The following is a 14,095-nucleotide window of genomic DNA, read 5'->3' as shown; positions in this document are numbered from 1 at the left end:
GAATCCGCCCCTCAACGAACAGGTGGTGCGCCCCTCAATACGCAGGCAGCGCAGCATCCCTCCACCCCAGCGGAATTCTGCATCGTGAGACGGGCGGCGGTGCGAGTGTGCCGGGACACGTTCGCAGGCATAGAATCCAGAGCATGGCTGAGCGCACCGCAGAGACCCCAGAGAACACCCCTGACATCGTCGCGGGCAAGGCACCCTTCACCCCGCCCACCGCGGTCACCGGACCCTCGAGTCCGGAGAAGCCGCGCAGCTGGGAGGTCACCGACGGCTACACCCGCGCCCCGGCGCGCGGGATGCTGCGTGCGGTAGGCATGGGCGACGACGACTTCTCCAAGGCGCAGATCGGCATCGCCAGCTCCTGGAACGAGATCACCCCCTGCAACCTGTCCCTGGACCGCCTGGCCAAGGCCTCCAAGGAAGGTGTGCACGCCGGCGGCGGCTACCCGATGGAATTCGGCACCATCTCGGTCTCCGACGGCATCTCCATGGGCCACGAGGGCATGCACTACTCGCTGGTCTCCCGCGAGGTCATCGCCGACTCCGTGGAGACCGTCATCCAGGCCGAGCGGCTCGACGGCTCGGTGCTGCTCGCCGGCTGCGACAAGTCCCTGCCCGGCATGCTCATGGCCGCGGCCCGGCTCAACCTCTCCAGCGTGTTCCTCTACGCCGGCTCGATCATGCCCGGCGTGGCCCGCTTCGCCGACGGCACCGAGAAGCAGGTCACCCTCATCGACGCCTTCGAAGGTGTGGGCGCCTGCGCCCGCGGCACCATCAGCGAGGCCGACCTCGACGTCATCGAACGCGCCATCTGCCCCGGCGAAGGCGCCTGCGGAGGCATGTACACCGCCAACACCATGGCCTGCATCGGCGAGGCCCTGGGCATGTCGCTTCCCGGCTCCGCCGCCCCGCCCTCGGCCGACCGCCGCCGCGACCACTACGCGCACAAGTCCGGCGAGGCCGTGGTGGAGCTGCTCCGCCAGGGCATCACCACTTCAGACATCCTCACCAAGAAGGCCTTCGAGAACGCCATCGCGGTGACCATGGCCTTCGGCGGCTCCACCAACGCGGTGCTGCACCTGCTGGCCATCGCCCGCGAGGCCGGGGTGGAGCTCGAGCTCGAAGATTTCAACCGCATCGGCGACAAGGTCCCTCACCTCGGTGACCTCAAGCCCTTCGGCCAGTACGTGATGGCCGACGTCGACCGGGTCGGGGGAGTGCCGGTGGTCATGCGCGCACTGCTCGACGCCGGCCTGATCCACGGCGACGCGCTCACCGTGACCGGCAAGACCGTGGCAGAGAACCTCGAATCGATCAACCCGCCGGACATCGACGGCAAGATCATCCGCGCGCTGAACAACCCGATGCACCCCAACGGGGGCATCGCCGTGCTGCACGGTTCACTGGCACCCGAGGGCGCGGTGGTGAAGTCCGCCGGATTCGACGCCGAGGTCTTCGAAGGCACCGCCCGAGTCTTCGAACGCGAGCAGCAGGCGCTCAAGGCGCTCGAGGAGGGCCGGATCCAGGCGGGCGACGTCGTCGTCATCCGCTATGAGGGCCCCAAGGGCGGTCCGGGCATGCGCGAGATGCTGGCCATCACCGGAGCCATCAAGGGCGCCGGGCTGGGCAAGGACGTTCTGCTGATCACCGACGGGCGCTTCTCCGGGGGCACCACCGGTCTGTGCATCGGGCACATCGCTCCCGAAGCGGTCGACGGCGGCCCCATCGCCTTCGTCGCCGACGGTGACCTCATCCGTATCGACATCGCTGGGCGCAGCATCGAGCTCGTCGTGGACGCGGCCGAGCTCGCCACCCGGCAGCAGGACTGGACCCCGCTGCCGCCGTTCATCACCACCGGTGTGCTCGGCAAATACGCCAAGCTGGTCCGCTCCGCCGCAGAGGGCGCCTACTGCGGCTGAGACCGCGCGCGCAGTGTCAGCAACCCGGATTCCCACGATGTGAGACGGGCATCCGGGATGTTGACACTGATCACGGGCCAGGGAAGCATGGACGCCATGCGTCAACTACTAGCGGTAGTACCCGTACCCGCCGCCGGGGGACATGTGAAGTGATTCACACGCCTCAGGTCGGCCGCTCGTCTGCCTCACCGAGGCAGCCGAACGGTTGAACTGGAGCTGACGCATCCGCTCACCCCGGCAGAAGGCCCCATAGGCTTCTCAGCCGGGGTTTTCTCTTGACCGGAGCGGATCCGCCACGGATCAGAGATTTCTTGGATCAGCAATTCGGGAACCAGAGACTGAGGAAAAGATGAGCAATCTGACAGCCACGAGCCCAGCCATGCTGGCCTCCAAAGCATCCAGCAGCGCCGCTGGGACTTCCCCGGACCCGCGCATCTACGGTCCCGGCCGCACGGTGGAGCCGGTAGCGGCCACCGGCGCCGAATCGATCATTCGCAGCCTCGAGTCACTCGGCGTGACAGACGTCTTCGGCATCCCCGGCGGCACCATCCTGCCCACCTATGACCCGCTGATGGACTCCGAGCAGATCAACCACATCCTGGTGCGCCACGAGCAGGGCGGCGGCCACGCCGCCCAGGGCTACGCGATGGTCACCGGTCAGGTGGGCGTCTGCTTCGCCACATCCGGCCCCGGCGCGACGAACCTGGTCACCCCGATGGCCGACGCTCACATGGACTCCGTGCCGATGGTCGCGATCACCGGCCAGGTCAACGCCGCGGTCATCGGCACCGATGCGTTCCAGGAGGCCGACATCGTCGGCATCGCCACCCCGATCACCAAGCACTCCTTCCTGGTCACCGACGCCGACCAGATCCCGAAGGTCATGGCAGAGGCCTTCCACCTGGCCTCCACCGGTCGGCCCGGCCCGGTGCTGGTGGACATCACCAAGTCCGCCCAGGTCGCGCAGACCACCTTCGCCTGGCCGCCGAAGATCGAGCTCAACGGCTACCGTCCGGTCACCCGCGGGCATTCCAAGCAGATCCGCGAGGCCGCGAAGCTGATCCAGGCCGCCTCCCGCCCGGTGTTCTACATCGGCGGCGGCATGATCAAGGCTGAGGCCTCCGAGGAGTTCTACGCGCTGGCCGAGACCGTCGGCGCACCGGTGGTCAACACGCTCATGGCCCGCGGCGCCTTCCCGGATTCGCACCAGCAGAACCTGGGAATGCCCGGGATGCACGGCACGGTCTCCGCCGTCGCCGCGCTGCAGCGCTCGGACCTGCTGATCACCCTCGGCGCGCGCTTCGATGACCGGGTCACCGGGCAGCTGGAGAGCTTCGCCCCGGACGCGAAGGTCATCCACGCCGACATCGACCCCGCCGAGATCTCGAAGAACCGCGCGGCCGACGTGCCGATCGTCGGCTCGCTCAAGGAGATCGTGCCCGAGCTGACCTTCGCCTTCGACGCGCTGGTGACCAAGCACGGACGCACCGACATCAGCGGCTGGTGGAAGCAGCTCAACCGCTTCCGCGAGACCTACCCGCTGGGCTACACCACCCCGGAGGACGGGAAGATCGCCCCGCAGCAGGTCATCGAGAAGATCAACCAGGCCGCCGGTCCCGAGGCCGTCTACGTGGCCGGCGTCGGGCAGCACCAGATGTGGTCCTCGCAGTTCGTCAAGTACGAGCGGCCGCGGCAGTGGCTGAACTCCGGCGGGCTCGGCACCATGGGCTACGCGGTGCCTGCCGCCATGGGCGCCCAGGTGGGCAACCCGGACCGGGTGGTCTGGGCCATCGACGGCGACGGCTGCTTCCAGATGACCAACCAGGAGCTCGCCACCTGCGCGATCAACAAGATCCCGATCAAGGTCGCGGTGATCAACAACTCCTCGCTGGGCATGGTGCGGCAGTGGCAGACCCTCTTCTACGAGTCCCGCTACTCCAACACCCACCTGAACACCTCGGTGTCCGACTCCGGCGGGGAGATCGTTCGGATCCCCGACTTCCTCAAGCTCGCCGAGGCCTACGGCTGCGTGGGGCTGCGCTGTGAGCGTCCCGAGGACATCGACGCCGTGATCGCCGAGGCCATGGCGATCAACGACCGCCCGGTGGTCGTGGACTTCGTGGTCTCGCGGGACTCGATGGTCTGGCCGATGGTCCCTGCAGGGGTCTCCAACAGCGACATCCAGTTCGCGCACAACCTGACCCCGCAGTGGGACGAGGAGGACTAAAGCATGGGCACACATGACATCGTCTCGCCGGAGCAGCGACGCACCCTCTCGGTCCTGGTCGAGGACGTCCCCGGCGTGCTGACCAAGGTCTCCGGACTCTTCGCCCGCCGCGCGTTCAACATCCACTCGCTGGCGGTGGGTCCCTCCGAGCTGCCGGGGCTGAGCCGGATCACCGTGGTGGTCGACGCCGACTCCAAGCTGCTCGAGCAGATCACCAAGCAGCTGAACAAGCTGATCAACGTCATCAAGATCATCGAGCTGGCACCGGAGAACTCGGTCCAGCGCGAACACCTGCTGATCAAGGTGAAGGCCGACTCGCCCACCCGTCTGCAGGTCACCCAGGCCGTCGAGCTCTTCCGCGCCAAGATCGTGGACGTCTCCGTGGACTCACTGACCGTCGAGGCCACCGGCGCGCCTGACAAGCTCAATGCTCTGCTGGAGGTCCTGGAACCCTTCGGAGTCCGCGAGATCGTGCGGTCCGGCGGGCTCGCGATCTCCCGCGGAGCGAAGTCCATGACCGACAGAGCGCTGCGCTGAACACCACCTCAGAACCACTGACCTGTAACCCCACCCCCACCATGAGGAGCCCTCACTGTGACTGATCTCTATTACGACGACGACGCCGACCTGTCCGTGCTCAGCGGCAAGAAGGTCGCTGTCATCGGCTACGGATCGCAGGGCCATGCCCACGCGCTGTCCCTGCGCGACTCAGGCGTCGACGTCGTCGTCGGTCTGAAGGCCGACTCCAGCTCCAAGGCCAAGGCCGAGGAGCAGGGCCTGACCGTGAAGACCGTGGCCGAGGCATCCGCCGAGGCCGACGTCATCATGATCCTGGTCCCGGACCAGCACCAGGCCGCGGTCTACTCCGCCGAGATCGCCCCGCACCTGGTGCCCGGCAACGTGCTGCTGTTCTCCCACGGCTTCAACATCCGCTTCGGCTACATCGAGGCGCCCACCGAGGTCGGCGTCGCGATGGTCGCTCCGAAGGGACCGGGCCACGTGGTCCGCCGCGAGTACGAGGCCGGCCGCGGCGTGCCCGCCCTGATCGCCGTGGAGCAGGACCCCTCCGGCCAGGCCAAGTCCATCGCGCTGGCCTACGCCAAGGGCATCGGCGGCACCCGCGCCGGCGTCATCGAGACCACCTTCACCGAAGAGACCGAGACCGACCTCTTCGGCGAGCAGGCAGTCCTCTGCGGCGGCGCCTCCCAGCTGGTGCAGTACGGCTTCGAGACCCTCACCGAGGCCGGCTACAAGCCCGAGATCGCCTACTTCGAGGTGCTCCACGAGCTCAAGCTGATCGTGGACCTGATGGTCGAGGGCGGGCTGACCAAGCAGCGCTGGTCCATCTCCGACACCGCAGAGTTCGGCGACTACGTCTCCGGCCCCCGCGTGATCTCCCCGGAGGTCAAGGAGAACATGAAGGCAGTCCTCGCCGACATCCAGTCCGGAGCCTTCGCGAAGCGCTTCATGGATGACCAGCGCGACGGCGGCAAGGAGTTCAACGAGCTCCGCAAGAAGAACGAGTCGCACCCGATCGAGTCCACCGGACGCGAGCTGCGCAAGCTCTTCTCCTGGATCCCGCAGGATGATGACTACACCGAGGGCACGACCGCTCGATGAGCTGACACGGTGAGCGGGGCGGGTCATGGCGGCCCGCCCCGCTCACCGTCTTCGCGTGCACCACCCATCACGAAGCCATCCCTAGAAGCGCCCCGAGCAGAAGAAGGACATTGTGAGCACTCACCGCCCCGTCGTCGTACTTGCCGAAGAACTCTCACCCGCCACCGTCGATGCGCTGGGACCGGACTTTGAGATCCGCCAGTCTGACGGCACCGACCGGGAGCGGCTCTTCGCCGATCTCGCCGACGCCGACGCCATCATGGTGCGCTCGGCCACCCAGGTCGACGCCGAGGTGCTCTCCCACGCCAAGCAGCTGAAGGTCGTCGCCCGGGCAGGCGTGGGTCTGGACAATGTCGACATCAAGGCCGCCACCGCGGCCGGTGTGATGGTCGTGAACGCCCCGACCTCGAACATCACCTCCGCCGCGGAGCTCACCTGCGCCCACATCCTGGGCCTGGCCCGGCACATCTCCCCGGCGCACCAGTCGCTGCGCGACGGCGGGTGGAAGCGCTCGAAGTACTCCGGCATGGAGCTCGCGGAGAAGACCCTCGGCGTGATCGGCCTGGGCCGCATCGGCGGTCTCGTGGCCGAGCGGATGAAGGCCTTCGACATGGAGGTCATCGCCTACGACCCCTACGTGACCTCCGCCCGGGCCCACCAGCTCGGCGCCCAGCTGGTCACCCTGGATGAGCTCTACGCGAAGTCCGACGTGATCACCATCCACATGCCGAAGACCCCCGAGACCCTGAACATGCTCAACACCGAGGCCTTCGCGAAGATGAAGGACACCGCGTTCGTGGTCAACGTGGCCCGCGGCGGTCTGATCGACGAGGCCGACCTGGAGCAGGCCCTGGCCGAGGGTGCCATCGGCGGCGCCGCCGTCGACGTTTTCGCCACCGAGCCCTCCACCGACCTGCCCTTCTTCACCCGCGACAACGTGGTGGTCACCCCACACCTGGGCGCCTCCACCGCCGAGGCCCAGGAGAAGGCCGGCGTCTCCGTGGCGAAGTCCGTGCGCCTGGCCCTGGCCGGCGAGCTGGTCCCCGACGCGGTCAACGTCGCCGGCGGCGCCATCGACGAGCTGGTCCGTCCCGGGATCCCGCTGATCGAGAAGCTCGGCCGGATCCTCAACGCCCTGGCCACCGAGGCCTTCACCGATATCGAGACCGAGGCCGCCGGCGAGATCGCCGAGCTCAACGTCTCGGCGCTGCAGCTCGCCGCCCTGAAGGGCCTGTTCACCGACGTCGTCTCGGAGCAGGTCTCCTACGTCAACGCCCCGGTGCTCGCCGAGCAGCGCGGGATCTCCACCCGGCTGACCACCACCACCGAGGTCGAGGACTACCGCAACGCGCTCACCGTGCGCGGCGCCACCAGCTCCGGGACCAACCTGGAGGTCCGCGGCACCCTCACCGGACCCAAGCAGATCCAGAAGATCGTCGGGATCAACGGCTACGACCTGGAGATCGCGCTCACCGAGCACCTGGTGGTGCTCGAATACGCCGACCGCCCCGGCGTCGTCGGCGCCCTGGGCCGGATCCTGGGGGAGCACCAGGTCAACATCGCCGGGATGCAGGTCTCGCAGAACACCAAGGAGGGCCGCGCGCTGGCAGTGCTGGCCATCGACGCCGCGCTGCCCGCCGGGGTGCTGGACGCGATCAACGCCGAGGTCCAGGCCAATCTGGCCGCCGAGGTCGACCTCGAGGACTGAGCCCAGCGCTGATCCGGTGCAGGTCTCGGTGCAGGTCTCGGTGCAGGTCTCGAGGACCGAGTCCTGCACCGGGATCTTCGCCGGGCAACCGCGTGGGGTAAATTCCTAGGGTGACTTCTTCCAAGCCCCCGTTCTACATCACCACTGCGATCTCCTATCCCAATGGGACGCCGCATATCGGCCACGCCTATGAGTACATCGCCTCCGACGCGATGGCGCGCTTCAAGCGCCTCGACGGACACGAGACCTACTTCCTCACCGGCACCGATGAGCACGGGCAGAAGATGCAGCAGTCCGCGGAGAAGGAGGGCATCTCTCCGCGCGAGCTGGCCACCAGGAACTCGGCGGAGTTCAAGCGGGTCGACGACGACGTCCTGGGCGTCTCCTACGACCGCTTCATCCGCACCACTGACGAGGATCACTACGCCGCGTCGACCGCCATCTGGCGACGCATGGTCGAGGCCGGGGACATCTACCTGGACAAGTACGCCGGCTGGTACTCGGTGCGCGACGAGCGGTTCTTCACCGCCGACGAGACCGAGCTCCGCGCCGACGGCGAGCGCTACGCCACCGAGACCGGCACCCCGGTGACCTGGACCGAGGAGGAGTCGTACTTCTTCAGGCTCTCGAAGTACCAGCAGCCGCTGCTCGACTTCTACCGGGACAACCCCGACTTCGGCGGACCGCGCACCCGCTTCAACGAGGTCATCCGGTTCGTGGAGTCGGGTCTGGACGACCTCTCGATCTCCCGGACCACCTTCGACTGGGGCGTCCCGGTGCCGAAGGACCTCACCGCGCCCGAGACCGGCCTGGACCACGTGATGTATGTCTGGGTGGACGCGCTGACCAACTACCTCACCGGCGTCGGCTTCCCCGACACCGAGTCCGAGAGCTTCGCCAAGTTCTGGCCCGCCGACGTCCACGTCATCGGCAAGGACATCTCCCGCTTCCACTGCATCTTCTGGCCGGCGTTCCTGATGAGCGCGCAGCTCGAGCTGCCGAAGCGGGTGATGATCCACGGCTTCCTGCACAACGCCGGGGAGAAGATGTCCAAGTCCGTGGGCAACGTGGTGGCCCCCGCCGACTGGGTCGCCGAATACGGGCTCGACGCCGTGCGGTTCTTCCTGCTGCGCGAGTTCCCCTTCGGCCAGGACGGCTCGTACACCCATGAGGCCGTGCTGGGCCGGAAGAACTCCGATCTGGCGAACAATCTGGGCAACCTCGCCCAGCGCTCGCTGTCGATGATCGCCAAGAACTGTGACGAGATGATCCCGCAGCCGGGTGAGCGCACCGCCGCTGACCGCCGGATCCTGGCCCAGGCCGATGAGCTGCTGGAGATCAGCCGCGAGGCCTATGACATGCAGGACTTCCACCGCGCCCTGGAGCGGACCTGGTTCGTCCTCGGGGAGGCCAACGCCTACTTCGCCGAGCAGGAGCCCTGGAAGCTCAAGAAGACCGACCTCTCCCGGATGAACACGGTGCTCTTCGTGACCGCCGAGGTGGTGCGCAAGGTCGCGCTGCTCGCGCAGCCGGTCATGCCGGAGTCCGCCAGCAGGCTCCTGGACGCGCTGAACGTCGCGGCCGCCGGCGACGCCGGACGGACCAACGCCTCCGGTGCGGGCCCGCGCAGCTTCGAAGCCTTCCACACCGAGCTTCTCCCCGGCACCGTGCTGGCCAAGCCCACGCCGATCTTCCCTCGCCACGAGGAGAAGACCGACTGAGCAGGGGAGATCACCGCCCTGCGGGCAGCAGCGCCACGGTGCGGGCCTGATCTCAGATGCTGAGAGGCTGCGCCGACCCTGTCGTCCTGCCTGGACCCAGCACATAGAGTGACGCTATGGCTCAGAACACATTTGACATCGCAGTAATCGGCGGCGACGGCATCGGACCCGAGGTGGTCGCGGAGGCCCGGAAGGTGCTCGACGCCGCGCTGGCCCCGGAGGGCGCCGAGTTCAACTACACCGAGTACTCCCTGGGCGCCGAGCACTGGCTCGCCACCGGAGAGACCCTCACCCAAGAGACGCTGCAGGCCCTGCGCGGGCACGACGCGATCCTCTTCGGTGCGGTGGGCGCCGACCCGCTGGACACCCGGGTGCCCTCCGGGATCATCGAGCGTGAGCTGCTGCTGGGACTGCGCTTCAACCTCGACCACTGCGTGAACCTGCGCCCCACCCGCTCCTACCCCGGGGTCGTGTCCCCGCTGCGCGGCGTGGACGAGGAGAACCCGATCGACTTCGTCGTCGTCCGCGAGGGCACCGAGGGTCCCTACGCCGGCAACGGCGGGCTGCTGCGCCGCGGCACCGACGCGGAGATCGCCACCGAGGTCTCGGTCAACACCGCCTACGGCGTGCGCCGCGTGGTCCAGGACGCCTTCGTCCGCGCCCAGGCCCGGGACAAGCACCTGACCCTGGTGCACAAGAACAACGTGCTGACCTACTCCGGCGACCTCTGGACCCGGACGACGGCGGCCGTCGCCGAGTCCTTCCCGGACGTGCGCTGGGACTACATGCACGTCGACGCCGCCACCATCCACATGGTCAACAACCCGCAGCGCTTCGACGTGATCGTCACCGACAACCTCTTCGGCGACATCCTCACCGACCTGGCCCCGGCCGTCACCGGCGGCATCGGCCTGGCCGCCTCGGCCTCGATCAACACCGCCGGCACCGCGCCGTCGATGTTCGAACCGGTGCACGGCTCCGCCCCGGACATCGCCGGCAAGGCGATCGCCGACCCCACCGCGGCGGTGCTCTCCGCGGCGCTGATGCTCGATCACCTGGGTCTGAGCGAAGCCGCGGCCCGGGTGGAGGCCGCGGTCCACGCGCAGCTGAGCCAGTGGGCGCAGGACGGGATCTCCGGGCTGAACACCAGCCAGCGCGGCGACGCCTTCGTGGCGCGCCTGTCCGGCCGCACCGCGCCCGTCAGCTGAACCGGGCCCGACCCGCTGAGCCCGGCTGTCCAGTCGAACCGTGCTGGGCGGCCGGGGGAGCGAGTCTCGTAGAGTAGGGCACGAGACTCACTCGCAGCGCGCACCCGCTCGTGCACATCTGAAAGGTCACCATGACGTTCCATCACACCCCCCACCCGACGCCCACCTCGCCCGAGCGGCTGCAGCAGATCCTGGCGAACCCGGGCTTCGGGACGAACTTCACCGACCACACCTCGGTGATCGACTGGACGTCGGAGGGTGGCTGGGGCAACGCCCGGGTGGAGCCCTATGGCCCCATCTCGCTGGACCCGGCGGCGGCGGTGCTGCACTACGCCCAGGAGGTCTTCGAAGGCATGAAGGCCTACCGGCACGCCGACGGGGGGATCTACACCTTCCGCCCGTGGGAGAACGCCCGACGGCTCAACCGCTCGGCCGTGCGGATGGCGCTGCCCGAGCTCCCCGAGGAGCTCTTCATCGAATCTCTGGAGGAGCTGGTCCAGACCGACAAGGACTGGGTCCCCGACGGCGACGGCGAGGCGCTCTACCTGCGGCCCTTCATGTTCGCCTCCGAGGCGTTCCTCGGCGTCCGGCCTGCCAACGCGGTCTCCTACCGGGTCATCGCGTCTCCGGCCGGAAACTACTTCGGCGGCGAGCTCAAGCCGGTGCGCATCTGGGTCTCCCGCGACTACATCCGCGCCGCCCCCGGCGGAACCGGCGCGGCCAAGACCGGCGGCAACTACGCCGGCTCTCTGGCCGCCCAGCAGCAGGCCACCGCCAAGGGCTGCGATCAGGTGCTCTTCCTGGACCCGCTGCGCGAGAACGCCATCGAGGAGCTCGGCGGCATGAACGTCTTCCTGGTGACCGCCGACAACAAGCTCATCACCCCCGCGCTGACCGGCACGATCCTGGAGGGCATCACCCGCGCCTCGGTGATCCAGCTGGCCAAGGACCGCGGCATGGAGGTCCAGGAGCGGCAGGTCACCCTGGAGGAGTGGGACGCCGGCATCACCGACGGCAGCATCACCGAAGCCTTCGCCTGCGGCACCGCCGCGGTCATCACCCCCATCGGGGAGCTGCTGGACGGGGAGCGCAGCATCGCCTCCGCCGGCACCGGAGCGGTCACCCTCTCGATCCGCGAGGAGCTGCTGGGCATCCAGACCGGCACGGTCCAGGATCGCCACGACTGGATGCACCGCCTCGCCTGAGCCGCTGGAGAACGGACCACTGCGGAACGTGCAATGCGCGTGGGCGATAGAGTTGGCCCATGCGCATTGCTCGTTTTGTCACGGACGCCGAACCCTCCTACGGTCTTGTCACCGGGGAAGAGGGCGAAGAAACCATCATCGGGCTCAACGGAGACCCGTTCTATCAAGGGATCCAGCAGACCGAGACCACCCACCGCCTCGAAGACGTGCGGCTGGTCGCCCCGATCATCCCGCGCTCGAAGGTGATCGGAGTGGGTCGCAACTACGCCGACCACGTCAAGGAGATGGGCGGAGAGGTCCCGGTCTCGCCGCTGCTGTTCCTGATCCCCAACACCGCCGTGGTGGGCCCCAACGAGCCGGTCACGCTGCCCTCCTTCTCTGAGGAGATCAGCTACGAGACCGAGCTCGCCGTCGTCATCGGGCGCATCTGCAAGGACGTGCCGGTGGATCGGGTCCAGGAAGTCATCTTCGGCTACACGGTCGCAAACGATCTCACCGCCCGCGATGCACAGCGCACCGACGGCCAGTGGGCCCGCGCCAAGGGCTTCGACGGCTCCACCCCGCTGGGCCCCTGGATCGAGACCGACCTCGAGCCCGAGGGCCTGCGGATCTCCGGACGGCTCAACGGCGAGACCGTCCAGGACGGCTCCACCTCCGAGATGATCTTCGGCGTGGCCGAGCTCATCGCCTACATCTCCCAGGCCTTCACCCTGCTCCCCGGCGACGTCATCCTCACCGGCACCCCGGCCGGCGTCGGGCTGCTCGGCGCCGGAGACCGCTTCGAGGCGGACATCGAAGGCATCGGCACCCTCGTCAACCACTTCAGGAACTGATTCCACACATGACTGTCACTTCTGCTGCACCGTCCACCGAGATCCCCGCCGTCGACCCGAGCACGCAGGTCCGGGTCCGCTTCTGCCCCTCGCCCACCGGCACCCCGCACGTCGGGCTGATCCGCACCGCCCTGTTCAACTGGGCCTACGCCCGGCACACCGGTGGCAAGATGATCTTCCGGATCGAGGACACCGATACCGCACGGGACTCCGAGGAGTCCTACCAGCAGCTGCTCGAGGCGCTGCGCTGGCTCGGCATCGACTGGGACGAGGGCGCCGAGACCGGCGGCCCGCACGCCCCCTACCGGCAGTCCCAGCGCGGTGACTTCTACGCCGAGGTGCTCAGCCAGTTGCTGCAGGCGGGATTCATCTACGAGGCCTTCTCCACCCCGGAGGAGGTCGAGGCACGCCACCAGGCCGCCGGGCGGGACCCGAAGCTGGGCTACGACGGCTTCGACCGGACGCTGAGCCAGGAGCAGATCGACGCCTTCCGTGCCGAGGGCCGCGAACCGGTGCTGCGCTTCCGGATGCCCGAGGAGGACATCACCTTCACCGACGTCGTGCGCGGCGAGATCACCTTCGGCGCCGGGTCCACGCCTGACTTCGTGGTGGCCCGCGCCAACGGCCAGCCGCTCTACACCCTGGTCAACCCGGTGGACGACGCCGCCATGGAGATCACCCACGTGCTGCGCGGCGAAGATCTGCTCTCCTCCACCCCGCGCCAGGTGGCGCTCTACCGGGCGCTGCACGCGATCGGCGTGGCCAAGCACATGCCGGTCTTCGGTCACCTGCCCTACGTGATGGGGGAGGGCAGCAAGAAGCTCTCCAAGCGGGACCCGGAGTCGAACCTCTTCCACCACCGCGACCGCGGCTTCATCCCTGAGGGTCTGCTGAACTACCTGGCGCTGCTGGGCTGGTCGCTCTCGGCCGATGAGGACATCTTCACCGTGGAGCAGCTCATCGAGCACTTCGACATCACCGACGTGCTGGCCAACCCCGCACGCTTCGACGTGAAGAAGGCCGAGGCCATCAACGGCACCCACATCCGTCGCCTCCAGGCCGCAGACTTCCGCGACCGCCTGGTGCCCTACCTGCAGGCCAGGGGCCTGCTGGGGGAGCAGCTGGCGCCGGGACAGGCCGGCCTGCTCGACGGCGCGGCGCCCCTGGTTCAGGAGCGCATCGCGCTGCTGGACGAGGGTGCGGACATGATGGCGTTCCTCTTCACCGACGACGCCGACCTCGCCATCGAGGACAAGGCCTTCAGCGGGCTCGGAGATCAGGTCTTCGAGACCCTGGACGCCTCCATCGCGGCGCTCAGCGACATCGAGGACGCCCGGTGGAGCACCGAGGTGATCGAGGCTGCGCTGCGCGAGGCGCTGCTGGAGGGGCTCGAGCTCAAACCGCGCAAGGCCTTCGGCTCGGTGCGCTCGGCGATCTCCGGACGTCGGGTCTCCCCGCCGTTGTTCGAATCCATGGAGCTGCTGGGACGCGAGTCCTCGCTGAGCCGGCTGCGCCGGTTCCGGGAGCTCGTCGCCGCACGCGGCTGATCTGTTCCACTCACCGGTGGCGCCGGGCTCATTTTGTGCTTGGGCGCCACCAGTGTGTATAGTTGATTCCCGTTGCTCGGCGCGGAAATATGGCCGCTGCG

At 68.1% G+C, this 14,095-nt stretch carries 10 protein-coding genes; all 10 read left to right on the top strand.

Features of this window, described 5'->3' with window-relative positions; genetic code table 11:
- Window positions 1–143 precede the first annotated feature (143 nt).
- The 10 genes from ilvD to gltX all read left to right on the top strand — a co-directional run bounded on the left by ilvD (window position 144) and on the right by gltX (window position 13,994).
- Window positions 144–1,925 carry a dihydroxy-acid dehydratase gene (ilvD, locus tag LTH93_RS02105; protein WP_241464373.1) on the top strand — a complete coding sequence of 594 codons (1,782 nt, stop codon included), beginning with the start codon at window positions 144–146 and terminating at the stop codon, window positions 1,923–1,925.
- A 349-nt stretch (window positions 1,926–2,274) separates the two neighbouring features.
- The gene (locus LTH93_RS02100; protein ID WP_241464374.1) at window positions 2,275–4,152 is read left to right on the top strand and encodes an acetolactate synthase large subunit; all 1,878 of its coding nucleotides are present in this window, start codon (window positions 2,275–2,277) and stop codon (window positions 4,150–4,152) included.
- 3 nt (window positions 4,153–4,155) lie between these two features.
- Window positions 4,156–4,689, top strand: a complete 534-nt coding sequence (ilvN, locus tag LTH93_RS02095; RefSeq protein WP_241464375.1) for an acetolactate synthase small subunit — start codon at window positions 4,156–4,158, stop codon at window positions 4,687–4,689.
- A 57-nt stretch (window positions 4,690–4,746) separates the two neighbouring features.
- Window positions 4,747–5,772 (top strand): ketol-acid reductoisomerase, encoded by a 1,026-nt coding sequence (ilvC, locus tag LTH93_RS02090; protein WP_241464376.1) that lies wholly within the window; start codon window positions 4,747–4,749, stop codon window positions 5,770–5,772.
- A gap of 112 nt (window positions 5,773–5,884) precedes the next feature.
- Window positions 5,885–7,480 (top strand): phosphoglycerate dehydrogenase, encoded by a 1,596-nt coding sequence (gene serA, locus LTH93_RS02085; RefSeq protein ID WP_241469937.1) that lies wholly within the window; start codon window positions 5,885–5,887, stop codon window positions 7,478–7,480.
- 110 nt (window positions 7,481–7,590) lie between these two features.
- Window positions 7,591–9,201 carry a methionine--tRNA ligase gene (gene metG / locus LTH93_RS02080; RefSeq protein ID WP_241469936.1) on the top strand — a complete coding sequence of 537 codons (1,611 nt, stop codon included), beginning with the start codon at window positions 7,591–7,593 and terminating at the stop codon, window positions 9,199–9,201.
- A 116-nt stretch (window positions 9,202–9,317) separates the two neighbouring features.
- On the top strand, window positions 9,318–10,409 hold the full coding sequence (locus tag LTH93_RS02075) for a 3-isopropylmalate dehydrogenase (RefSeq protein ID WP_241469935.1): 1,092 nt from the start codon (window positions 9,318–9,320) through the stop codon (window positions 10,407–10,409).
- A gap of 131 nt (window positions 10,410–10,540) precedes the next feature.
- Complete coding sequence (locus tag LTH93_RS02070; protein ID WP_241464380.1) at window positions 10,541–11,614, top strand: branched-chain amino acid aminotransferase; 1,074 nt, start codon at window positions 10,541–10,543, stop codon at window positions 11,612–11,614.
- A gap of 59 nt (window positions 11,615–11,673) precedes the next feature.
- Window positions 11,674–12,447, top strand: a complete 774-nt coding sequence (locus tag LTH93_RS02065) for a fumarylacetoacetate hydrolase family protein (protein ID WP_241469933.1) — start codon at window positions 11,674–11,676, stop codon at window positions 12,445–12,447.
- 8 nt (window positions 12,448–12,455) lie between these two features.
- Complete coding sequence (gltX, locus tag LTH93_RS02060; protein ID WP_241469931.1) at window positions 12,456–13,994, top strand: glutamate--tRNA ligase; 1,539 nt, start codon at window positions 12,456–12,458, stop codon at window positions 13,992–13,994.
- The last annotated feature ends 101 nt before the right edge of the window (window positions 13,995–14,095 follow it).

This window comes from Nesterenkonia sp. DZ6 (assembly GCF_022565835.1).
Lineage (GTDB): Bacteria > Actinomycetota > Actinomycetes > Actinomycetales > Micrococcaceae > Nesterenkonia.
The sequence above is the reverse complement of the archived record's forward strand: the minus strand, read 5'-3'. Positions and strand labels throughout refer to the sequence as shown.